Origin of the sequence: Kluyvera sp. CRP, from assembly GCF_019930565.1 — a bacterium.
Classification (GTDB): domain Bacteria; phylum Pseudomonadota; class Gammaproteobacteria; order Enterobacterales; family Enterobacteriaceae; genus Kluyvera; species Kluyvera georgiana_A.
The window spans coordinates 791029-813532 of record NZ_CP082841.1 but is presented as its reverse complement, the minus strand read 5'-3'; the positions used below and the strand labels follow the sequence as shown (position 1 = coordinate 813532).

The 22504-nt window shown below is 55.2% G+C and carries 19 protein-coding genes and 1 riboswitch; of the genes, 8 read left to right on the top strand and 11 right to left on the bottom strand.

Features of this window, described 5'->3' with window-relative positions; translation table 11 throughout:
- Positions 1-236: 236 nt before the first annotated feature.
- On the top strand, positions 237-4265 hold the full coding sequence (gene rpoB / locus K7B04_RS03685) for a DNA-directed RNA polymerase subunit beta (RefSeq protein ID WP_064546536.1): 4029 nt from the start codon (positions 237-239) through the stop codon (positions 4263-4265).
- Between the two features lie 76 nt (positions 4266-4341).
- A complete protein-coding gene (rpoC, locus tag K7B04_RS03680) occupies positions 4342-8565 on the top strand; it encodes a DNA-directed RNA polymerase subunit beta' (RefSeq protein WP_163449377.1) in 4224 nt (1407 codons plus the stop codon).
- Positions 8566-8758: 193 nt separating this feature from the next.
- On the opposite strand, the gene K7B04_RS03675 is transcribed toward rpoC, so the two are convergent.
- The 10 genes from K7B04_RS03675 to K7B04_RS03630 all read right to left on the bottom strand — a co-directional run bounded on the left by K7B04_RS03675 (position 8759) and on the right by K7B04_RS03630 (position 17447).
- Positions 8759-9076 carry a PTS lactose/cellobiose transporter subunit IIA gene (locus K7B04_RS03675; protein ID WP_064546540.1) on the bottom strand — a complete coding sequence of 106 codons (318 nt, stop codon included), beginning with the start codon at positions 9074-9076 and terminating at the stop codon, positions 8759-8761.
- Between the two features lie 7 nt (positions 9077-9083).
- Entirely contained in the window at positions 9084-9389 is a 306-nt protein-coding gene (locus K7B04_RS03670) for a PTS sugar transporter subunit IIB (protein WP_064546542.1), read from the bottom strand.
- Positions 9390-9575: 186 nt separating this feature from the next.
- Positions 9576-11117: a sensor domain-containing diguanylate cyclase gene (locus K7B04_RS03665; RefSeq protein ID WP_223804119.1), complete on the bottom strand. Its 1542-nt coding sequence runs from the start codon at positions 11115-11117 to the stop codon at positions 9576-9578.
- Between the two features lie 232 nt (positions 11118-11349).
- The gene (gene thiH, locus K7B04_RS03660) at positions 11350-12480 is read right to left on the bottom strand and encodes a 2-iminoacetate synthase ThiH (protein WP_163449378.1); all 1131 of its coding nucleotides are present in this window, start codon (positions 12478-12480) and stop codon (positions 11350-11352) included.
- A complete protein-coding gene (thiG, locus tag K7B04_RS03655) occupies positions 12477-13247 on the bottom strand; it encodes a thiazole synthase (RefSeq protein WP_223803507.1) in 771 nt (256 codons plus the stop codon). The genes thiH and thiG overlap by 4 nt, the downstream gene beginning before the upstream one ends.
- A gap of 1 nt (position 13248) precedes the next feature.
- Positions 13249-13449, bottom strand: a complete 201-nt coding sequence (gene thiS / locus K7B04_RS03650; RefSeq protein ID WP_001166845.1) for a sulfur carrier protein ThiS — start codon at positions 13447-13449, stop codon at positions 13249-13251.
- A complete protein-coding gene (gene thiF, locus K7B04_RS03645; RefSeq protein WP_223804118.1) occupies positions 13430-14188 on the bottom strand; it encodes a thiazole biosynthesis adenylyltransferase ThiF in 759 nt (252 codons plus the stop codon). The genes thiS and thiF overlap by 20 nt, the downstream gene beginning before the upstream one ends.
- Positions 14181-14816, bottom strand: a complete 636-nt coding sequence (thiE, locus tag K7B04_RS03640) for a thiamine phosphate synthase (RefSeq protein WP_223803506.1) — start codon at positions 14814-14816, stop codon at positions 14181-14183. The genes thiF and thiE overlap by 8 nt, the downstream gene beginning before the upstream one ends.
- Entirely contained in the window at positions 14816-16714 is a 1899-nt protein-coding gene (thiC, locus tag K7B04_RS03635) for a phosphomethylpyrimidine synthase ThiC (protein ID WP_163449381.1), read from the bottom strand. The genes thiE and thiC overlap by 1 nt, the downstream gene beginning before the upstream one ends.
- Before the next feature lie 86 nt (positions 16715-16800).
- A riboswitch (TPP riboswitch) is annotated at positions 16801-16910 on the bottom strand.
- Between the two features lie 51 nt (positions 16911-16961).
- Positions 16962-17447, bottom strand: a complete 486-nt coding sequence (locus K7B04_RS03630; RefSeq protein WP_064546558.1) for an Rsd/AlgQ family anti-sigma factor — start codon at positions 17445-17447, stop codon at positions 16962-16964.
- 97 nt (positions 17448-17544) lie between these two features.
- Between K7B04_RS03630 and nudC the strand changes: the two genes are divergently transcribed.
- The 6 genes from nudC (at position 17545) to K7B04_RS03600 (ending at position 21891) form a co-directional block, all read left to right on the top strand.
- Positions 17545-18318 carry an NAD(+) diphosphatase gene (nudC, locus tag K7B04_RS03625; protein ID WP_163449382.1) on the top strand — a complete coding sequence of 258 codons (774 nt, stop codon included), beginning with the start codon at positions 17545-17547 and terminating at the stop codon, positions 18316-18318.
- A gap of 40 nt (positions 18319-18358) precedes the next feature.
- Positions 18359-19423 carry a uroporphyrinogen decarboxylase gene (hemE, locus tag K7B04_RS03620; RefSeq protein ID WP_163449383.1) on the top strand — a complete coding sequence of 355 codons (1065 nt, stop codon included), beginning with the start codon at positions 18359-18361 and terminating at the stop codon, positions 19421-19423.
- The gene (gene nfi / locus K7B04_RS03615; protein WP_223803505.1) at positions 19423-20103 is read left to right on the top strand and encodes a deoxyribonuclease V; all 681 of its coding nucleotides are present in this window, start codon (positions 19423-19425) and stop codon (positions 20101-20103) included. Before hemE ends, nfi begins: the two co-directional genes overlap by 1 nt.
- 33 nt (positions 20104-20136) lie before the next feature.
- Entirely contained in the window at positions 20137-20727 is a 591-nt protein-coding gene (locus K7B04_RS03610) for a YjaG family protein (protein WP_065358223.1), read from the top strand.
- Between the two features lie 186 nt (positions 20728-20913).
- The gene (hupA, locus tag K7B04_RS03605; RefSeq protein ID WP_001044509.1) at positions 20914-21186 is read left to right on the top strand and encodes a nucleoid-associated protein HU-alpha; all 273 of its coding nucleotides are present in this window, start codon (positions 20914-20916) and stop codon (positions 21184-21186) included.
- A 12-nt stretch (positions 21187-21198) separates the two neighbouring features.
- Entirely contained in the window at positions 21199-21891 is a 693-nt protein-coding gene (locus K7B04_RS03600; RefSeq protein WP_223804117.1) for a DUF1481 domain-containing protein, read from the top strand.
- Positions 21892-21894: 3 nt separating this feature from the next.
- Here K7B04_RS03600 and zraP read toward each other — a convergent pair whose 3' ends face one another.
- Positions 21895-22329 carry a zinc resistance sensor/chaperone ZraP gene (gene zraP / locus K7B04_RS03595; RefSeq protein ID WP_223803504.1) on the bottom strand — a complete coding sequence of 145 codons (435 nt, stop codon included), beginning with the start codon at positions 22327-22329 and terminating at the stop codon, positions 21895-21897.
- Positions 22330-22504: the final 175 nt, after the last annotated feature.

Genomic DNA, 22504 nt, shown 5'->3' with positions numbered 1-22504 from the left:
GCCAGTAGCATTTCACACTGTTTGACTACTGGTTGTCCTGACAATGCATGTTTCTATCGACGACTTAATATATTGCGACAGGGTGCTCGCTCTGTGTAAATCGCAATGAAATGGTTTAAGCGTGATAGCAACAGGTATTGCGGAAAGTGTTCCATTTTCCGGTCAACAAAATAGTGTTGCACAAACTGTCTGCCCATGGACAGATGCGTCGACTTGTCAGCGAGCTGAGGAACCCTATGGTTTACTCCTATACCGAGAAAAAACGTATTCGTAAGGATTTTGGTAAACGTCCGCAAGTACTGGATGTCCCATATCTCCTTTCTATCCAGCTTGACTCGTTCCAGAAGTTTATCGAGCAAGATCCTGAAGGTCAGTATGGTCTGGAAGCGGCTTTCCGTTCCGTATTCCCGATTAAAAGCTACAGCGGTAACTCCGAGCTGCAATACGTCAGCTACCGCCTTGGCGAACCGGTCTTTGACGTTCAGGAATGTCAGATCCGTGGCGTGACCTATTCCGCACCGCTGCGCGTAAAACTGCGTCTGGTGATCTACGAGCGCGAAGCGCCGGAAGGCACCGTCAAAGACATTAAAGAACAAGAAGTCTACATGGGCGAAATTCCGCTCATGACCGACAACGGTACCTTTGTTATCAACGGTACTGAGCGTGTTATCGTTTCTCAGCTGCATCGTAGCCCAGGCGTCTTCTTTGACTCCGATAAAGGCAAAACCCACTCTTCGGGTAAAGTGCTGTATAACGCGCGCATCATTCCTTACCGTGGTTCCTGGCTGGACTTCGAATTCGATCCGAAGGACAACCTGTTCGTACGTATCGACCGTCGCCGTAAACTGCCTGCGACCATCATCCTGCGTGCGCTGAACTACACCACTGAGCAGATCCTTGACCTGTTCTTTGAGAAAGTTGTCTTCGAAATTCGCGACAACAAGCTGCAGATGGAGCTGATTCCAGAACGTCTGCGTGGCGAAACCGCGTCCTTCGACATCGAAGCGAACGGTAAAGTGTACGTTGAAAAAGGCCGCCGTATTACTGCGCGCCACATTCGCCAGCTGGAAAAAGACGATATCAAACATATCGAAGTTCCGGTTGAGTACATCGCTGGCAAAGTCGCTTCCAAAGACTACGTTGACGAATCTACTGGCGAGCTGATCTGCCCGGCTAACATGGAGCTGAGTCTGGATCTGCTGGCTAAGCTGAGCCAGTCTGGCCACAAGCGTATCGAAACGCTGTTCACTAACGATCTGGATCACGGTGCCTACATTTCTGAAACTGTACGCGTCGACCCAACCAACGATCGTCTGAGCGCGCTGGTAGAAATCTACCGCATGATGCGCCCTGGTGAGCCGCCGACTCGCGAAGCTGCTGAAAGCCTGTTCGAGAACCTGTTCTTCTCCGAAGACCGCTATGACCTGTCTGCGGTTGGTCGTATGAAGTTCAACCGTTCTCTGCTGCGCGACGAAATCGAAGGTTCCGGTATCCTGAGCAAAGACGACATCATCGAAGTGATGAAGAAGCTCATCGATATCCGTAACGGTAAAGGCGAAGTCGATGATATCGACCACCTCGGCAACCGTCGTATCCGTTCCGTAGGCGAAATGGCGGAAAACCAGTTCCGCGTTGGCCTGGTACGTGTAGAGCGTGCGGTGAAAGAGCGTCTGTCTCTGGGCGATCTGGATACCCTGATGCCTCAGGATATGATCAACGCCAAACCGATTTCCGCAGCAGTGAAAGAGTTCTTCGGTTCCAGCCAGCTGTCTCAGTTTATGGACCAGAACAACCCGCTGTCTGAGATTACGCACAAACGTCGTATCTCCGCACTCGGCCCGGGCGGTCTGACCCGTGAGCGCGCAGGCTTCGAAGTTCGAGACGTACACCCGACTCACTATGGTCGCGTATGTCCAATCGAAACGCCTGAAGGTCCGAACATCGGTCTGATCAACTCCCTGTCCGTGTACGCACAGACTAACGAATACGGCTTCCTTGAGACTCCGTACCGTAAAGTGACCGACGGTGTTGTAACCGACGAAATTCATTACCTGTCTGCTATCGAAGAAGGCAACTACGTTATCGCTCAGGCGAACTCCAACCTGGATGACGAAGGCCACTTTGTAGAAGATCTGGTTACCTGCCGTAGCAAAGGCGAATCCAGCTTGTTCAGCCGCGACCAGGTTGACTACATGGACGTATCCACCCAGCAGGTGGTATCCGTCGGTGCGTCCCTGATCCCGTTCCTGGAACACGATGACGCCAACCGTGCATTGATGGGTGCGAACATGCAACGTCAGGCCGTTCCAACTCTGCGTGCTGATAAGCCGCTGGTTGGTACCGGTATGGAACGTGCTGTAGCCGTCGACTCCGGTGTTACTGCAGTGGCTAAGCGTGGCGGTACCGTTCAGTACGTCGACGCATCCCGTATCGTTATCAAAGTTAACGAAGACGAGATGTATCCGGGCGAAGCGGGTATCGACATCTACAACCTGACCAAATACACCCGTTCTAACCAGAACACCTGTATTAACCAGATGCCTTGCGTGTCTCTGGGTGAGCCAATCGAGCGCGGCGACGTGCTGGCAGATGGCCCGTCCACCGACCTGGGTGAGCTGGCGCTGGGTCAGAACATGCGCGTGGCATTCATGCCATGGAACGGTTACAACTTCGAAGACTCCATCCTCGTATCCGAGCGTGTTGTTCAGGAAGACCGTTTCACCACCATCCACATTCAGGAACTGGCCTGTGTGTCCCGTGACACCAAGCTGGGGCCGGAAGAGATCACCGCCGACATCCCGAACGTGGGTGAAGCTGCGCTCTCCAAACTGGATGAATCCGGTATCGTTTACATTGGTGCAGAAGTCACCGGTGGCGACATTCTGGTTGGTAAGGTAACGCCGAAAGGTGAAACCCAGCTGACGCCAGAAGAGAAGCTGCTGCGTGCGATCTTCGGTGAGAAAGCGTCTGACGTTAAAGACTCTTCTCTGCGCGTACCAAACAGCGTTTCCGGTACCGTTATCGACGTTCAGGTCTTTACTCGCGATGGCGTAGAAAAAGACAAACGTGCGCTGGAAATCGAAGAGATGCAGCTGAAGCAGGCTAAGAAAGACCTGTCTGAAGAACTGCAGATCCTTGAAGCTGGCCTGTTCAGCCGTATCTACGCTGTGCTGGTTGCCGGTGGTGTTGAAGCTGAGAAGCTCGACAAACTGCCTCGCGATCGCTGGCTGGAGCTCGGCCTGACCGACGAAGAGAAACAGAATCAGCTGGAACAGCTGGCTGAACAGTACGACGAACTGAAGCACGAGTTTGAGAAGAAACTCGAAGCGAAACGCCGCAAAATCACCCAAGGCGACGATCTGGCACCGGGCGTGCTGAAGATTGTTAAGGTATACCTGGCCGTTAAACGCCGTATCCAGCCTGGTGACAAAATGGCAGGTCGTCACGGTAACAAGGGTGTTATCTCCAAGATCAACCCGATCGAAGATATGCCGCACGATGCTAACGGTACGCCGGTAGATATCGTTCTGAACCCGCTGGGCGTACCATCGCGTATGAACATCGGTCAGATCCTTGAAACTCACCTGGGTATGGCTGCGAAAGGTATCGGCGATAAGATCAACGCCATGCTGAAACAGCAGCAGGAAGTCGCGAAACTGCGCGAGTTCATCCAGCGTGCTTACGATCTGGGCGCCGACGTTCGTCAGAAAGTCGACCTGAGCACCTTCAGCGATGATGAAGTTCTGCGTCTGGCTGAAAACCTGCGTAAAGGTATGCCGATCGCAACGCCGGTATTCGACGGTGCGAAAGAAGCGGAAATTAAAGAACTGCTGCAGCTGGGCGACCTGCCGACTTCCGGTCAGATCACCCTGTTCGACGGCCGTACCGGTGAACAGTTCGAGCGTCCGGTAACCGTAGGTTACATGTACATGCTGAAACTGAACCACCTGGTCGACGACAAGATGCACGCGCGTTCCACCGGTTCTTACAGCCTGGTTACTCAGCAGCCGCTGGGTGGTAAGGCGCAGTTCGGTGGTCAGCGCTTCGGGGAGATGGAAGTGTGGGCGCTGGAAGCTTACGGCGCCGCCTACACCCTGCAAGAAATGCTCACCGTTAAGTCTGATGACGTGAACGGCCGTACTAAGATGTATAAGAACATCGTAGATGGCAACCATCAGATGGAACCGGGCATGCCGGAATCCTTCAACGTACTGTTGAAAGAAATCCGCTCGCTGGGCATCAACATCGAACTGGAAGACGAGTAATCCTCGCTCAAACAGGTCACTGCTGCCGGGGTAATTCCCGGCAGTGGATTGTGCTAACTCCGACGGGAGCAAATCCGTGAAAGATTTATTAAAGTTTCTGAAAGCGCAGACTAAAACCGAAGAGTTTGATGCGATCAAAATTGCTCTGGCCTCGCCAGACATGATCCGTTCATGGTCTTTCGGTGAAGTTAAAAAGCCGGAAACCATTAACTACCGTACGTTCAAGCCTGAGCGTGACGGCCTTTTCTGCGCCCGTATCTTTGGGCCGGTAAAAGACTACGAGTGCCTGTGCGGTAAGTACAAGCGCCTGAAACACCGCGGTGTGATCTGTGAGAAGTGCGGCGTTGAAGTGACCCAGACCAAAGTGCGCCGTGAGCGCATGGGCCACATCGAGCTGGCATGTCCGACTGCGCACATCTGGTTCCTGAAATCGCTGCCGTCCCGTATCGGTCTGCTGCTCGATATGCCGCTGCGCGATATCGAACGCGTACTGTACTTCGAATCTTATGTGGTTATCGAAGGCGGTATGACCAACCTGGAACGTCAACAGATCCTGACTGAAGAGCAGTATCTGGACGCGCTGGAAGAGTTCGGTGACGAATTCGACGCGAAGATGGGTGCGGAAGCTATCCAGGCCCTGCTGAAGAGCATGGATCTGGAGCAAGAGTGTGAAACTCTGCGTGAAGAGCTGAACGAAACCAACTCCGAAACCAAGCGTAAAAAGCTGACCAAGCGTATCAAACTGCTGGAAGCGTTCGTACAGTCTGGTAACAAGCCAGAGTGGATGATCCTGACCGTTCTGCCGGTGCTGCCGCCAGATCTGCGTCCGCTGGTTCCGCTGGATGGTGGTCGTTTCGCGACTTCTGACCTGAACGATCTGTATCGTCGCGTCATTAACCGTAACAACCGTCTGAAACGTCTGCTGGATCTGGCTGCGCCGGACATCATCGTACGCAACGAAAAACGTATGCTGCAGGAAGCGGTCGACGCCCTGCTGGATAACGGTCGTCGCGGTCGTGCGATCACCGGTTCTAACAAACGTCCTCTGAAATCTTTGGCCGACATGATCAAAGGTAAGCAGGGTCGTTTCCGTCAGAACCTGCTCGGTAAGCGTGTTGACTACTCCGGTCGTTCTGTAATCACCGTAGGTCCATACCTGCGTCTGCATCAGTGCGGTCTGCCGAAGAAAATGGCACTGGAGCTGTTCAAACCGTTCATCTACGGCAAACTGGAACTGCGTGGCCTGGCCACCACCATCAAAGCCGCGAAGAAAATGGTTGAGCGCGAAGAAGCTGTCGTTTGGGATATCCTGGACGAAGTTATCCGCGAACACCCGGTGATGCTGAACCGTGCACCAACACTGCACCGTCTGGGTATCCAGGCCTTTGAACCGGTACTGATCGAAGGTAAAGCTATCCAGCTGCACCCGCTGGTTTGTGCGGCATATAACGCCGACTTCGATGGTGACCAGATGGCTGTTCACGTACCGCTGACGCTGGAAGCCCAGCTGGAAGCGCGTGCACTGATGATGTCTACCAACAACATCCTGTCTCCAGCGAACGGCGAGCCAATCATCGTTCCGTCTCAGGACGTGGTATTGGGTCTGTACTACATGACCCGTGACAAAATCAACGCCAAAGGCGAAGGCATGGTGCTGACTGGCCCGAAAGAAGCGGAACGTCTGTACCGCTCTGGCCAGGCTGAACTGCACGCTCGCGTTAAAGTTCGTATCACTGAATACGAAAAAGACGAGAACGGTGAGTTCGTAGCAAAAACCACACTGAAAGATACTACCGTTGGTCGTGCCATTCTGTGGATGATCGTTCCTAAAGGTCTGCCGTTCTCTATTGTGAACCAGCCGCTGGGTAAAAAAGCGATCTCCAAAATGCTGAACACCTGTTACCGCATTCTGGGCCTGAAACCGACCGTTATCTTTGCTGACCAGACCATGTACACCGGCTTTGCCTATGCAGCCCGTTCAGGTGCGTCTGTTGGTATCGACGACATGGTGATTCCGGAGAAGAAATACGAAATCATCAGCGAAGCGGAAGCGGAAGTTGCTGAGATTCAGGAACAGTTCCAGTCTGGTCTGGTAACCGCTGGCGAACGCTATAACAAAGTTATCGATATCTGGGCCGCGGCGAACGATCGTGTATCCAAAGCGATGATGGACAACCTGCAAACTGAAACCGTTATTAACCGTAACGGCGAAGAAGAGCAGCAGGTTTCCTTCAACAGCATCTACATGATGGCCGACTCCGGTGCGCGTGGTTCTGCAGCACAGATTCGTCAGCTGGCAGGTATGCGTGGTCTGATGGCGAAGCCAGATGGCTCCATCATCGAAACGCCAATCACCGCGAACTTCCGTGAAGGTCTGAACGTACTCCAGTACTTCATCTCCACGCACGGTGCGCGTAAAGGTCTGGCGGATACCGCACTGAAAACAGCGAACTCCGGTTATCTGACGCGTCGTCTGGTTGACGTTGCACAGGACCTGGTTGTTACTGAAGACGACTGTGGCACCCTGGAAGGCATCACCATGACCCCGGTTATCGAGGGTGGTGACGTTAAAGAGCCGCTGCGCGATCGCGTACTGGGTCGTGTGACTGCTGAAGACGTTCTGAAGCCGGGTACCGCGGACATTCTGGTTCCGCGTAACACGCTGCTGAACGAACAGTGGTGTGACCTGCTGGAAGTTAACTCCGTTGACTCCGTGAAGGTTCGCTCCGTTGTATCCTGTGACACCGACTTTGGTGTATGTGCGCACTGCTACGGTCGTGACCTGGCGCGTGGCCACATCATCAACAAAGGTGAGGCTATCGGCGTTATCGCTGCACAGTCCATCGGTGAGCCGGGTACACAGCTGACGATGCGTACGTTCCACATCGGTGGTGCGGCATCTCGTGCGGCTGCTGAATCCAGCATCCAGGTTAAGAACAAAGGTAGCATCAAGCTCAGCAACGCGAAGTCGGTTGTGAACTCCAGCGGTAAACTGGTTATCACTTCCCGTAACACCGAGCTGAAACTGATCGACGAATTCGGCCGTACCAAAGAAAGCTATAAAGTGCCTTACGGCTCCGTTATGGCGAAAGGTGATGGCGAACAGGTTGCCGGCGGCGAAACCGTTGCAAACTGGGATCCGCACACCATGCCGGTTATCACCGAAGTAAGCGGTTTTGTTCGCTTCACTGACATGATCGACGGCCAGACCATTACTCGTCAGACCGACGAGCTGACCGGTCTGTCTTCTCTGGTGGTTCTGGATTCTGCAGAGCGTACTGCGGGTGGTAAAGACCTGCGTCCGGCACTGAAAATTGTTGATGCTCAGGGCAACGACGTTCTGATCCCAGGCACCGATATGCCTGCTCAGTACTTCCTGCCGGGTAAAGCGATTGTTCAACTGGATGATGGCGTTCAGATCAGTTCTGGTGACACCCTGGCCCGTGTTCCGCAGGAATCCGGCGGTACCAAGGACATCACCGGTGGTCTGCCGCGCGTTGCCGACCTGTTCGAAGCACGTCGTCCGAAAGAGCCGGCAATCCTGGCTGAAATCAGCGGCATCATTTCCTTCGGTAAAGAAACCAAAGGCAAACGTCGTCTGGTTATCACTCCGGTAGACGGTAGCGAACCTTACGAAGAGATGATTCCGAAATGGCGTCAGCTCAACGTGTTCGAAGGTGAACGTGTAGAACGTGGTGACGTGGTTTCCGACGGTCCGGAAGCACCGCACGACATCCTGCGTCTGCGTGGCGTACATGCTGTTACTCGTTACATCGTTAACGAAGTGCAGGACGTATACCGTCTGCAGGGCGTTAAGATTAACGATAAACACATCGAAGTTATCGTTCGTCAGATGCTGCGTAAAGCCACCATCGAAAGCGCTGGTAGCTCCGACTTCCTGGAAGGCGAGCAGGTTGAATACTCCCGCGTCAAGATCGCTAACCGCGAGCTGGAAGCGAACGGCAAAGTGGGTGCAACCTTCTCCCGCGATCTGCTGGGTATCACCAAAGCGTCTCTGGCAACCGAGTCCTTCATCTCCGCGGCATCGTTCCAGGAGACCACTCGCGTGCTGACCGAAGCAGCCGTTGCGGGCAAACGCGACGAACTGCGCGGCCTGAAAGAGAACGTTATCGTGGGTCGTCTGATCCCGGCTGGTACCGGTTATGCGTACCACCAGGATCGTATCCGTCGCCGTGCGGCGGGTGAAGTTTCTGTTGCGCCGCAGGTTAGCGCAGAAGAAGCGACCGCGAGCCTGGCAGAACTGCTGAACGCAGGTCTGGGTGGTTCTGATAACGACTAATCGTTCACGTTAGTGCGATAAGTTGAAAAGGCCAGTCTTCGGACTGGCCTTTTTTATGGTTCCGGTAGCCCCGATAAGCGCAGCGACATCAGGTAATCATAGAGCACATTCCCGGATGGATGCGTCGCCTTATCCGGCTTACAAAAGCAAAAGGCACCCAATTGGGTGCCTTTTCTATTCCGTTGTTGTGCGCTTAGCTAACGAGTGGAATACGGCGATACAGCTCAATCATGTCGGTTGCCAGGTCCTGGATAACCATCGCGTTCATCAGGTGATCCTGAGAGTGAACGGTAATCAGGTTAACCGGCAGCTTGCCCGTGCCTTCGTCGATGCCAATCAGCTGAGTCTGGATACCGTGAGCCAGTTTGACAAACTCGCGGGACTCTTCCATCGCTTTTTCTGCGCCTTCGAAGTCGCTTTTGCGTGCCAGCTGTAATGCGGTTAATGCAGAACTACGTGCGGCACCGGCGTTGACCAGCAGTTCCATGATGATTGATTCTAAATCTTCCACGTCTTTCTCACTCCATTAACTTAAGGGCTTTCTCAAGCACAACGTCGCCTTTCATCATGCCGTAGTCCATCATATCGATGACCGCGACTTTCTTGCCCAGAGGATCTGCCAGAGCCTGCAGTTTAGCCTGCTCGTACTTCACCTGCGGACCGAGCAGAACGATATCTGCTTCGTTGATGTTCGCTTTGAATTCGGCCACTGGTACGGCTTTAATTGAGACTTCAACCCCTTTCTTCTGAGCTGCATCCTTCATACGTTGAACCAGCATGCTGGTGGACATACCTGCAGCGCAGCATAAAACGATATTCTTCATAATGCTCCCTCATGACCCGTGATGACTCATGTTTATCGCGAGCTGAAACGATCAACAACCGCTTTGCGACGATTGTGTGTAAGCCATCACAAAGATCGTCTCAAAAAACTGAAACCGGTTACATTTTCGTGCGATGAAGATATAAAAAAACCCGCAAAGCGGGTTTTCTATCACGGGGCAAAAGCGTCAGGTTTCTGAGGTTCGCTCGATACGGTTTTTGCCCTGCCGTTTAGCACGGTAGAGCGCCTCGTCGACGCTGGAGACCAGATGATCCAGCGTTTCCATATGCCACTCGCCAAGCCCGGCGCTGAAGGTGACATGCAAACCTTCCTCACGCCACGTACGGTTGGCGACGTTCATCCGCCACAGCTCAAGCAGCGCGGCAGACTCGGCAACGTGTTCGGCGGGGAAAATGACCGCAAACTCCTCGCCGCCGTAACGGTAGAGCGACAGACCATGCGCCTGTAAGATGGCAATCCCTTCGCGCGCCACGCTGCGTAGCACAATATCGCCGCTGAGATGACCCCAGGTATCGTTGATCGATTTAAAGTTATCGATATCAACCAGCGCCAGCGCAAATGACTGACGCGCGTTCATCAGCGCGGTGATGTCGGTGTCAAAGGCCCAGCGGTTCTTACAGCCGGTGAGTGAATCGACGGTGGCCTGGCGCACGTAGGCTTGCTCGCGTTCTTTGTTGGTTTCAATGGCTTTATGCAACATCACCTCAAGGCCCGGCGCGCGCTTGGTATCACCTGTCTTGATAGCGTTGATGATGTTCATCAGGATGCCGCGGGAAGCGTGGCGTAAATACAGGCCGAAGGTGATGATAATCAGACCTGCCAGCGCGAAGCCCCACGAAATGATGATGCTCTCATGCTGCGCCAGCACGCTGAGCGTATGACCCGTGACTTTATAAATCACAAACCAGTCGGGATTGCTGAACGAGTAGTAGTAATACCAGGTCCGGGTAGCCTTATCGAACACTTCTCCTTCGCCAGCCGTCATACTGCCGAGCAACTGCTCGGAAACCACCGGCTGGAAAAGCTTGCCGCTGTCCGGATGCAGCAGCGCCAGCCCCTGGCGGTTAACCACGAAGAACTCCCCCTGTACCGGCGGCCTCATCTGGCGCAGGGTATGGCTCATGGCAGCTAAATCAAAGTGGAACGCCAGCGTTCCCCTCAGTTTGCCATCGGTTGAGATCACCGGTTTTGCCAACGTAACGGTCTGCTGTTGAGTAAAAAAGTCGGTATAAGGTTGGGTATAGCGGCTGAAGATCCCCACGTCTCCTTGATGCACAAACCAGGGGCGGGTGGTGGCATTGAAAACCGGCGAGTTCTGGCGCTCAACCGCCTGCGGAGCACGCAGGTAATGTCCTTCAGTATCCGCGATGGATAGCGATGAGACCGTCGGCATCATCGACAGAAGCTGCATCATGGATTGCAACCCTTGCTCTGGATTGATATTTACGATCCTGTTCAGCTCATCGTTGCGAGCTAAATAGGTTGCAGCACGGCCCAGAATATAATCGTTTTCGTGCAGGATAGATTCGGTGTAATTGACCGCCAGGTTATGGGTAAAATTGCGGTTAATACTATGATAATCACGAATAATATCGTTACGTTGAATTATCGTAACTAGCGTAGCGATGATGACAAAACACAGAATAATGCCGGCAAAGCTAATAAAGATCGGTGTGGTAAATGACAGCCTTCTGCTGTGAGAACTCATCATGGTTTCCATTCCTGGGCAAATTGCCGAAAACCAGCGAAAACTGGCACTGCAATTTTATACACATATTTTTGACTCAATAATTATACGGTATTGAATTAAATATGAGTATTTAATCTACATCTTTAGATTAAATTGCTAGTACCAATCGGTTTTTATGAAATATTATTCCGTCAATAATTAGGAATAGGACGAGGTTAATTTCCTCGTCCTGAATAAGTGTAGACGACTTTTAGCGCTGGATCCCACGCCCCAGCCAGCTGTCCCAATCTTTCCATACCGGCTGAAGTCCGCGAGCGGCAAGCGCGCCGGCCACTTCGTCAGGCGTCCTGCCATCGTGAGGAGAAAACTGCTCAAGCTCAGGATGATTATCGGCGTAGCCGCCGGGCTGCGTTTTTGAGAATGCGCTAACGTTGTTGATCGCCAACGGAATCACGCGATCGCGGAACCACGGAGATTCACGGGTAGATAGCGACAACTCCGTATCTGGCGAAAACAAGCGGAAGGCGCAGATGGTCTGTACCAACTGACGCTCGTCCATCAGCGATGCCGGTTCAATTCCACCTGCACAGGGCCGCAGGCGGGGGAAGGAGATGGCGTAGCGGCTTTTCCAGTAACGTTGCTGGAGCCACAGCAGATGCTCAGCGACCATAAAACAGTCAACCCGCCAGCTATCGGACAAGCCAATCAGCGCGCCGAGGCCGATTTTATCAATCCCGGCCTGGCCGAGCCGGTCTGGGGTGTCGAGTCGCCAGAAGAAGTCCTGCTTTTTTCCCTTGAGATGATGCCGGGCATACATCCCTTCGTGATAGGTCTCCTGATACACCATCACGCCATCCAGCCCCAGCGTCTTGAGCTCGGCATACTCCTCGGTTGCCAGCGGCTGCACTTCCATATGTAGCGAGGAAAACTGGCGGCGAATGGCCGGGAGATGGCGGCGGAAATAGTCCATGCCCACTTTGCTCTGGTGCTCGCCGGTCACCAGCAGAAGGTGCTCAAAGTGCAGCGCCCGGATAGCGGCGCACTCGCGGGCAATTTCAGCCTCATCCAGCGTCTTACGCTTGATGCGGTTGCTCATGGAGAAGCCGCAGTAGGTGCAGTCGTTGGCACAGAGGTTTGAGAGATAAAGCGGCACGTAGAAACTGACGGTGTTGCCAAAGCGTTGTCGGGTCAGCCTTTGTGCCCGCTGCGCCATCGGTTCCAGATAATCGGCGGCGGCGGGGGAGAGCAACGCCATCAAATCGTCCCGGCTAAGATGCGCGGCGTTCAGCGCGCGCTCCACGTCGGCGGCGGTTTTACCGTTGATGCGCAGGCGAATATCGTCCCACTCCAGTTGCCGCCAACGGTCGCTGAAGGTTTTCATGACAGGGCCTCCAGAAATCCGGTGAGCGGGCTGGTGGCGCTGGCGTAGGTGCTACGATTACCCGGCACCGCCTGACGCGCCAGTACTCCCGCTTCTACAGCCAGGCGGAAAGCGGTTGCCATCATCACCGGATCGTCCGCCACGGCAATCGCCGTGTTGACCAGCACCGCATCAGCGCCCATTTCCAGCGCCTGCGCCGCATGGCTGGGCACGCCAATGCCCGCATCAACCACCACCGGCACGGTGGACTGCTGGATAATAATCTCCAGCATCGCTTTGGTTTCCAGCCCCTGATTCGAACCGATAGGCGCGCCGAGCGGCATCACCGCCGCGCAGCCGACCTCTTCCAGCCGCTTGCACAACACCGGATCCGCGCCGCAGTAGGGCAGCACTACAAAACCCTGCTTCACCAGCGCCTCGGCGGCTTTTAGCGTTTCGATCGGGTCCGGCAATAGCCAGCGGGCATCCGGGTGGATTTCTAATTTCAGCCAGCGGGTGCCCAGCGCTTCCCGCGCCAGTTGGGCGGCGAAGATCGCCTCTTCAGCGGTTTTCGCCCCGGAGGTATTGGGCAGCAGCGTGACGCCCGCTTCAATCAGTGGCGCCAGAATCGCATCGTTGTGCTGGCGCAGGTCCACGCGTTTCATCGCCAGCGTCACCAACTGGCTGCCGGAAGCGCGAATTGCCTCGACCATCAGTTGCGATGAGGCAAACTTCCCGGTACCGGTGAACAGATGTGAATCAAACGTTTTGTCGGCAATACGTAACATATCAACCCCCTGCAATAACCTGAAAAAGCAGGATCTGGTCGCCTTCCTGCACGATTTGCTGCTGCCACTGCTCGCGCGGCAGGATCTGCTGATTGAGCGCCAACGCCGCGCCCGGTTTAAGCTGATTAAGCGTAGCGAGCAGGCTGCTGACGGTTTGCCCTTCGGCGCACTGCATCGGCTCGTCATTGAACTGAATCTGCATGTCGCCCTCCGCATACCGGACAGCCGCTGGCGCGACGCAGCGCCAGGCTGCGCCACTGGCTGGTTTTACCGTCAAAGAGGCGTAGCTCTCCGCTGGGCGTCTCAATACCGCTGAGTAATTTAATCGCCTCCAGCGCCTGCAAGGTGCCCATCACACCAACAACCGGTCCGACGATACCGGCGGTACGGCAGTTGCGTTCAGGCTCGACATCGTCCGGCCACAGGCAGCGGTAACAGCCTTGTTCCCACGGTGGCGTGAGGACCATTAGCTGGCCGCCAAAGCCGACGGCGCTGGCGGAAATTAACGGAGTGTTGAGCGCCACGCAGGCGGCGTTAATTTCCTGGCGCGTGGCCATGTTATCGGTACAATCGAGCACCACATCGGCGTGTGCTACCGCATGCCGCAGTGCCTCGCCTTTTAGTCGCTGCTGGAGTGATACCAGTTCGATATCCGGGTTGAGCTGTGTCAGGCGCTGCTGGGCAACCTGAGATTTTGAACGCGCGATATCATCGGTGGTAAATAGAATCTGGCGCTGCAAATTGCTCAGATGAATGTCGTCATCGTCTACCAGCGTCAGTTTGCCGATGCCTGCTCCCGCCAGATACAGCGCGGCAGGCGAGCCTAACCCGCCTAAACCCACGATCAGCACATGACTCGCGAGCAGCTTTTGCTGGCCTTCAATGGCGATATCGCCGAGCAGGATTTGCCGGCTGTAGCGCATAAAGTCACGGTCATTCATCGCCGACTCCCACGATTGCCAGCAGTTGCGCGGTGGCTTCACGCCAGTCTGCCGCCTGGGTAATGGCGCTAACCACAGCCACGCTGCCGACGCCGGTCGTCAGTACCGCCGGAGCGCGTTCAAGGCTGATGCCGCCGATGGCGACGGTCGGGTAATCCGCCAGTCGTTCAATATGACTGGCCAACTGCGCCAGCCCCTGCGGGGCGGAAGGCATTTGCTTGGTTTGCGTCGGGAAGACGTGGCCGAGTGCGATATAAGAAGGCTTAGCGGCCAGCGCCACGTCTATCTCCATATCATCGTGGGTCGATACGCCCAGGCGTAAGCCCGCCGCCTGAATCGCTTTCAGGTCGGTGGTTTCAAGGTCTTCCTGGCCCAGATGCACGCCGTAAGCGCGGTGCTTAATTGCCAGACGCCAGTAATCGTTGATAAACAGGCGGGCGTCATAACGACGCCCCAGCTCGATGGCGGCGATAACATCCGCTTCCACCTCTTCATCGCGCTTATCTTTGATACGCAGTTGGATCGTGCGTACGCCCGCCTCCAGTAAACGCTCAATCCATGCAACGCTATCCACCACCGGGTAAAGCCCGAGGCGGAACGGCACGGTCGGGAAATCAGGCTGATACATCAGGCTTCCTCCCGCTTGAGATAAATTTCGCCGCCTTTGGCGCGGAAGTTTTCCGACATATCCGCCATCCCCACTTCAATGGTTTGCGCGGCGGCGTAGTCGCGGACCTCCTGGCTGATTTTCATCGAGCAGAACTTCGGCCCGCACATGGAGCAGAAGTGGGCAACCTTGCCGGACTCCTGCGGCAGGGTTTCATCGTGATAAGCGCGGGCGGTGAACGGGTCGAGCGCGAGGTTAAACTGGTCTTCCCAGCGGAATTCGAAGCGCGCTTTCGACATGGCGTTATCGCGGATCTGTGCGCCCGGATGGCCTTTCGCTAAGTCAGCGGCGTGGGCGGCAATTTTGTAGGTGATCAGCCCCTGTTTCACATCTTCTTTGTTCGGCAGGCCGAGGTGCTCTTTCGGCGTCACATAACACAGCATCGCGCAGCCAAACCAGCCGATCATCGCGGCGCCAATGCCGGAGGTGAAGTGGTCATAGCCCGGCGCGATATCGGTGGTCAACGGCCCTAAGGTGTAGAACGGCGCTTCGTGGCAGCTCTCCAGCTCTTCGGTCATGTTGCGCTGAATCATATGCATCGGCACGTGGCCCGGGCCTTCAATCATCACCTGCACGTCGTATTCCCAGGCGATTTTGGTCAGCTCGCCCAGCGTATGCAGCTCGGAGAACTGCGCTTCGTCGTTAGCGTCCTGAATGGAGCCGGGGCGCAGGCCGTCGCCCAGCGACAGGGAAACGTCGTAGGCGGCGCAGATTTCGCAAATCTCGCGGAAATGTTCGAACAGGAAGTTCTCTTTGTGATGGGAGAGACACCACTTTGCCATGATCGAACCGCCGCGCGAGACAATCCCGGTCAGGCGTTTGGCGGTCATCGGCACGTAGCGCAGCAGCACGCCCGCGTGAATGGTGAAGTAGTCGACGCCCTGTTCAGCCTGCTCCAGCAGCGTGTCGCGGAACGCTTCCCAGGTAAGGTCTTCGGCGATCCCGTTGACCTTCTCCAGCGCCTGGTAGATCGGGACGGTGCCGATCGGTACCGGGCTGTTACGCAGGATCCATTCGCGGGTTTCGTGGATATAGCGGCCGGTGGAGAGATCCATCACTGTATCCGCCCCCCAGCGCGTCGCCCACACCAGTTTTTCTACCTCTTCTTCGATAGAGGAGGTGACGGCAGAGTTGCCGATGTTCGCGTTAACCTTCACCAGGAAGTTACGACCGATGATCATCGGCTCGGATTCCGGGTGGTTGATGTTGGCAGGGATAATCGCGCGGCCCGCGGCGACTTCATCACGCACGAATTCCGGGGTGATGTTTTCCGGCAGGCGCGCGCCAAAGCTCATCCCCGGATGCTGGTGGCGCAGCACTTCACTGCTAATGCGCTCGCGGCCCATGTTTTCACGGATAGCGATGAACTCCATTTCGGGAGTGACGATCCCCCGGCGGGCGTAGTGTAACTGGGTGACGCGCTTGCCCGCTTTGGCGCGTTTCGGCGTCAGCAGGCCGGTAAAACGCAGATCGTCCAGGCCATCGTCGGCCAGACGTTCTTTGGTGTAAGCCGAGCTACGGTCGTCTAGTTCTTCGCTATCGTTACGTGCGTCAATCCACGGCTGGCGCAGTTTCGCCAGACCCTGCTGGACGTTAATCGCCACCTCAGGATCGCCATACGGGCCGGAGGTGTCGTACACCGGCACGGCTTCGTTCTCTTCAAACTGCGGGTTGTCTTTACTGCCGCCGATGAGCGTCGGGCTCAGTTGAATTTCACGCATCGGAATGCGGATATCCGGCTGTGAGCCGGTGATATAGATGCGTTTTGACTCAGGAAAGGCGGTCCCTTCCAGCGTATTGATAAAGTGTTGCGCCTGGGCGCGTTGTTCACGGCGTGATGGTTTAGTAGTGACAGACATAGCTCATTCCAAAAAAGTAAGGACGTGGCTTGTCAGACGACGGATGGAGTAATGGATGTGCGCCGCCCGTAAAGGCAGCAGCATAAAGCTGAATTACTCTTGTTCCCTTCGCAGGTCTTAACCTGATCAGGTTCCGCGGATCCCGAATTAACGGTCTCAGCCCGTGCTTGCGCACCAGGCACTCCGACAAGAAGTAACCTCTATCTTAGAGGTAATGATTGTAAACTACTCGTTAATGCGGCAAATCTCAAGCCGGGCGTTTTATTTCATCCTGGCCGAGGGCCTCGAAGGTCAGCATGATGAGCTGATCCTCTAATAGAAAACGGGCTTCCAGCGCTTCACCAATATCGGACAACGCCTGCTGAAACGCATATACGTTATCCTGGTCGATAGCGTTCTCCAGCGCAGAGTCGTAGTAGTCCATAATTTGTTGGGTATTGGCGTCCAGCAGCGGCCAGATTTTGCTGGCGTTTAAAAGCGGACTGTTGCCTTCCATTTTATGGATAATACGTTCATAAATACTGAAATGACCGGCAGAAAGGTAGTCGACCAGCCGCTGACAAAAGTCATCAAGCGCCTTTTCATTAAGACGCATAAATGATTCTTTGCCAGGCTTAAGGCCAACCAGATTGTAGTAAGCCACGAGCAGGTGCTTACGAATATTCAGCCAACGGTCGACCAGTCTGTGGTGTCCATGAATTCGCTCTTTTAGACTTTCTAACTGGTTTAACATAGGTTGACCCCGCATCGATAAGATTAAAATCTGCTCACGTCATTATGTAATAATAATGTTAACAACATGCCTGTGAAGCAAAGGTAGCGCAAGAGATATGGATCGTATTATTGAAAAATCGGATCGCGGCTGGTGGATCGTCAGCCACGAACAAAAATTATGGTTGCCCGGTGGGGAAATACCAATTGGCGAAGCGGTAAATTTCGATCTTGTGGGCCAGCGCGCACTCCAGATTGGCGAGTGGGAAGGCTCTCCTGTCTGGTTGGTACAGCAGCAACGCCGCCATGATATGGGCACCGTGCGCCAGGTGCTCGACCAGGATGTGGGGCTGTTTCAACTCGCCGGACGCGGCGTACAGCTGGCTGAGTTTTATCGCTCGCATAAGTTCTGCGGCTACTGCGGCCACACCATGCATCCGAGTAAAACCGAGTGGGCGATGCTGTGCAGCCACTGTCGCGAACGTTACTATCCGCAAATTGCCCCTTGCATTATCGTCGCGATCCGCCGTGAGGATTCCATCCTGCTGGCCCAGCATGTTCGCCACCGCAACGGCGTGCATACCGTGCTGGCCGGTTTTGTCGAAGTGGGGGAAACCTTAGAGCAAGCGGTCGCGCGTGAGGTGATGGAAGAGAGCGGCATTAAGGTGAAAAACCTGCGCTATATTACTTCGCAGCCGTGGCCGTTCCCGCAGTCGCTGATGACGGCGTTTATGGCGGAGTACGACAGCGGCGATATCGTCATCGATCCGAAAGAGCTGCTTAACGCTAACTGGTATCGCTATGACGATCTGCCGCTTCTACCGCCGCCGGGCACCGTCGCGCGTCGCCTGATCGAAGATACTGTGGCAATGTGTCGGGCTGATTACGACTGACATGTTACAATAGGCGCATCAACGCTAAAGGAATGTAAAAATGAGCGAACTGAAGAACGATCGTTACCTGCGTGCGCTGCTGCGCCAGCCCGTAGACGTCACCCCGGTATGGATGATGCGCCAGGCAGGCCGCTATTTACCGGAGTACAAAGCGACCCGCGCCCAGGCCGGCGATTTTATGTCGCTGTGCAAAAACGCCGAGCTGGCCTGTGAGGTGACGCTGCAGCCGCTGCGCCGCTATCCGCTCGATGCGGCGATCTTGTTCTCGGATATCCTGACTATTCCCGATGCGATGGGGCTGGGGCTGTACTTCGAAGCCGGAGAAGGCCCGCGTTTTACCTCGCTAATTACGACCAAAGCCGACGTTGAAAAACTGCCGATTCCGGATCCAGAAGGTGAACTGGGCTACGTGATGAATGCGGTGCGGACCATCCGCCGCGAGCTGAAGGGTGAAGTGCCGTTGATCGGTTTCTCCGGCAGCCCGTGGACGCTGGCAACCTACATGGTCGAAGGCGGCAGCAGCAAGGCCTTCACCGTGATTAAAAAGATGATGTATGCCGACCCTAAAGCGCTGCATCTGCTGCTTGATAAGCTGGCGCAGAGCGTCACGCTGTATCTGAACGCGCAGATTAAAGCGGGTGCGCAGTCGGTGATGATTTTCGACACCTGGGGCGGCGTGCTCACTGGCCGCGATTACCAGCAGTTCTCCCTGTACTACATGCATAAAATCGTCGATGGCCTGCTGCGTGAAAACGATGGCCGCCGCGTACCGGTAACGTTGTTCACCAAAGGCGGTGGGCAGTGGCTGGAAGCGATGGCGGAAACCGGCTGCGACGCGCTGGGGCTTGACTGGACCACCGATATCGCCGACGCACGTCGTCGCGTGGGCCATAAGGTGGCGCTGCAAGGCAATATGGACCCGTCCATGCTGTACGCTCCGGCGTCGCGCATTGAGGAAGAAGTGGCGACGATTCTGGCCGGTTTTGGTCAGGGCGAAGGCCATGTCTTCAACCTCGGCCACGGTATTCATCAGGACGTGCCGCCGGAACATGCGGGCGTCTTTGTTGAGGCAGTACACCGTCTGTCGGCGCAGTACCACCGCTAATGGATCTCACCTCGCTGCGCGCGCAGCAGCTGAAATTGGCGTCATCGGTGATCCGTGACGATCGTTTTATTAGCGATCCGCCGGATCTGATCGGCGGGGCCGACGTTGGCTTTGAGCAGGGCGGTGAAGTAACGCGCGCGGCGATGGTGCTGTTGAAATACCCTACGCTCGAGCTGGTGGAGTATCAGGTGGCGCGCATCGCCACCACCATGCCCTACATCCCGGGTTTCCTCTCGTTTCGTGAAACCCCGGCGCTGATGGCCGCCTGGCAGCAGCTTTCGCACAAGCCGGATCTGCTGTTTGTCGATGGCCACGGTATTTCCCACCCGCGCCGTCTTGGCGTAGCCAGCCATTTTGGTCTGCTGGTGGACGTGCCGACAATCGGTGTGGCGAAAAAACGCCTGTGCGGTAAGTACGAACTGCCTTCTTCAGAGGTGGGCGCGCTGGCGCCGCTGATGGACAAAGACGAACAGCTGGCGTGGGTCTGGCGCAGTAAAGCGCGCTGTAACCCGCTGTTTATCTCCACGGGCCATCGCATCAGTCTGGAGAGCGCTTTGGGTTGGGTACAGCGCTGCACTCAGGGCTACCGGCTACCAGAACCGACGCGCTGGGCGGATGCGGTGGCATCCGGGCGGCCGGCTTTTACGCGGCTTGCAGCAAAAATGCCCCATATCAGGTAAACTGCCGCTAATTTCCGTATTTGAGAACTCATCATGTTACAAAACCCGATTCATCTGCGTCTGGAGAAGCTGGAAAGCTGGCAGCACGTCACCTTTATGGCCTGTCTGTGTGAACGCATGTATCCAAACTACGCCATGTTCTGCAAAGAGGCGGAATTTGGCGAGCCACAGCTGTACCGACGCATTCTTGACCTCATCTGGGAAACGCTGACGGTCAAAGACGCGAAGGTGAACTTCGACAGCCAGTTGGAAAAGTTGGAAGAGGCGATCCCGGCGGCGGACGATTATGACATGTACGGTGTTTATCCGGCGATCGATGCTTGCGTTGCATTGAGCGAATTAATACATTCGCGTTTGAGCGGCGAAACCCTCGAACACGCGATCGAAGTCAGTAAGAGTTCTATTACCACCGTTGCAATGTTAGAAATGACCCAGGCTGGTCGTGAAATGACCGACGAAGAGCTGCGTTTGAACCCCGCGGTAGAGCAAGAATGGGACATTCAGTGGGAGATTTTCCGCCTTTTAGCCGAGTGTGAAGAACGCGATATTGAACTGATTAAAGGGCTACGCGCAGACCTCCGCGAGGCCGCAGAAAGCAATATTGGTATAATTTTTCAGCAATGAGACAATAAAACGTGATTTACCGCCTGAATTGTCACGCCTGAAGGCTTCACATCTGCCCCCCGTCTGGTCTACATTTGGAGGGCGAAAAAAAGTGGCTATCGGTGCGTGTATGCAGGAGAGTGCTTTTCTGGCATTTTCGTCGCACTCGATGCTTAGCAAGCGATAAACACATTGTAAGGATAACTTATGAACAAGACTCAACTGATTGATGTAATTGCGGACAAGGCTGAACTGTCTAAAACCCAGGCTAAAGCAGCACTGGAATCCACCCTGGCTGCTATTACTGAGTCTCTGAAAGAAGGCGATGCTGTACAGCTGGTTGGTTTCGGTACCTTCAAAGTGAACCACCGCGCTGAGCGTACTGGCCGCAACCCGCAGACCGGTAAAGAAATCAAAATCGCCGCTGCTAACGTGCCGGCATTTGTTTCTGGTAAAGCACTGAAAGACGCTGTTAAGTAAGACTGCGTGGCAGTGAACAGTTTTAAAGAAGGGGCGGTTTCGCCCCTTTCGTTCATCTGGCGTCGCTTTTCGGGGCTGGCGGGCACCTTATTGCTTACCGCCTGTAGCCATAACAGCGAACTGCCTCCGTTTACCGCCAGCGGCTATGCTGACACCCAGGGCGCGGTGCGCATCTGGCGTAAAGATAGCGGCGGCGAGACTCACCTGCTGGCCACTTTTAGTCCGTGGCATAGCGGTAGCACTTCAACCAGCGAATACCGCTGGCAGAACGATCAACTGCAACTGATCGAACTGAATATCTACGGCAAACCCACCGAACACATCCGCGCCCGTTTCGATCGCAACGGCGAACTGAGCTTTATGCAGCGTGAGATGGATGGGCAAAAACAGCAGCTCTCCAGCGACCAGGTCGCGCTCTATCGTTATCGCGCCGAACAGATTCGCCAGACCAGCGACGCGCTGCGTTTGGGGAAAGTTGTGCTGCGACAGGGGCGCTGGCACGCCGATCAGTCGGTAACGACCTGCGAAGGCGAAACGGTGAAACCGGATTTCGACGCCCGCGCGTTAGGGCATATCGCCAGCCGTCAGAGCCGTTCTTCTGCTGAAGTCAGTATCGCCTGGCTGGAAGCCCCGGAAGGCTCCCAGCTGCTGCTGGTGGCGAATGAAGACTACTGCACCTGGCAGCCGACGGAAAAAAACTTCTAAGCGTTACCAGCGGTGCATGCCGCCCATGTGTCCGTTCCCACCCTGGCAGCCGATTCCCATACCCCCGTGGCGGGGAATGCCGGCCTGTGCCAAGGCGACATCAAACTTCACCCGCTGCTGATCCAGCTTCTGCTGTAACGTCTCTATCTCCTGCGCTACGCCCTCAATTTTCGCGCTGTCTGGCTTATCGGCGGTAAGCAGCGCATTGTATTCATAGCGTTTAGAGGTGAGCTGTTGGCGCAGCGCGCTGGTCTGGTTGTAGAAGTCATTGTGCAGCTTCTGTGCGGTGGCCTGCTGGGCATCAGTTAACTGGCTGTAACCGTCGACGTTGCCGTTGTTATTCCCCCAATGATGCGGGCCAGCCAGCGCGGCGCCGCTAGTGAAGGTCAACGCCGCAAAAGTCAGTAGTGCAAAAGCTAAATTGTTGTTCCGTTTCATGGTGGATTCTCCTGTAGTGTGGTCACCTTAGCTATTGCATCTTCTGTGCCAGCTTCCCGAGCCGCGAAAATCGCGGCGCTGGGCGATATGTGGCGAGAGAAGCGAGTAAAAATGACGCGATCGCGCTATCCAGGCGAGTCATTTTTACTCGCTTTATCTTGATGTCTGCGCCGAC

What these genes read in the sequence shown, in the direction of transcription:
- rpoB (WP_064546536.1), top strand. Translation starts at nt 237, where the DNA reads ATGGTTTACTCCTATACCGAGAAAAAACGTATTCGTAAGGATTTTGGT.
- K7B04_RS03670 (WP_064546542.1), bottom strand. Translation starts at nt 9,389, where the DNA reads ATGAAGAATATCGTTTTATGCTGCGCTGCAGGTATGTCCACCAGCATG.
- K7B04_RS03665 (WP_223804119.1), bottom strand. Translation starts at nt 11,117, where the DNA reads ATGAGTTCTCACAGCAGAAGGCTGTCATTTACCACACCGATCTTTATT.
- thiH (WP_163449378.1), bottom strand. Translation starts at nt 12,480, where the DNA reads ATGAAAACCTTCAGCGACCGTTGGCGGCAACTGGAGTGGGACGATATT.
- thiG (WP_223803507.1), bottom strand. Translation starts at nt 13,247, where the DNA reads ATGTTACGTATTGCCGACAAAACGTTTGATTCACATCTGTTCACCGGT.
- thiS (WP_001166845.1), bottom strand. Translation starts at nt 13,449, where the DNA reads ATGCAGATTCAGTTCAATGACGAGCCGATGCAGTGCGCCGAAGGGCAA.
- thiF (WP_223804118.1), bottom strand. Translation starts at nt 14,188, where the DNA reads ATGAATGACCGTGACTTTATGCGCTACAGCCGGCAAATCCTGCTCGGC.
- thiE (WP_223803506.1), bottom strand. Translation starts at nt 14,816, where the DNA reads ATGTATCAGCCTGATTTCCCGACCGTGCCGTTCCGCCTCGGGCTTTAC.
- thiC (WP_163449381.1), bottom strand. Translation starts at nt 16,714, where the DNA reads ATGTCTGTCACTACTAAACCATCACGCCGTGAACAACGCGCCCAGGCG.
- K7B04_RS03630 (WP_064546558.1), bottom strand. Translation starts at nt 17,447, where the DNA reads ATGTTAAACCAGTTAGAAAGTCTAAAAGAGCGAATTCATGGACACCAC.
- nudC (WP_163449382.1), top strand. Translation starts at nt 17,545, where the DNA reads ATGGATCGTATTATTGAAAAATCGGATCGCGGCTGGTGGATCGTCAGC.
- hemE (WP_163449383.1), top strand. Translation starts at nt 18,359, where the DNA reads ATGAGCGAACTGAAGAACGATCGTTACCTGCGTGCGCTGCTGCGCCAG.
- nfi (WP_223803505.1), top strand. Translation starts at nt 19,423, where the DNA reads ATGGATCTCACCTCGCTGCGCGCGCAGCAGCTGAAATTGGCGTCATCG.
- K7B04_RS03610 (WP_065358223.1), top strand. Translation starts at nt 20,137, where the DNA reads ATGTTACAAAACCCGATTCATCTGCGTCTGGAGAAGCTGGAAAGCTGG.
- hupA (WP_001044509.1), top strand. Translation starts at nt 20,914, where the DNA reads ATGAACAAGACTCAACTGATTGATGTAATTGCGGACAAGGCTGAACTG.
- zraP (WP_223803504.1), bottom strand. Translation starts at nt 22,329, where the DNA reads ATGAAACGGAACAACAATTTAGCTTTTGCACTACTGACTTTTGCGGCG.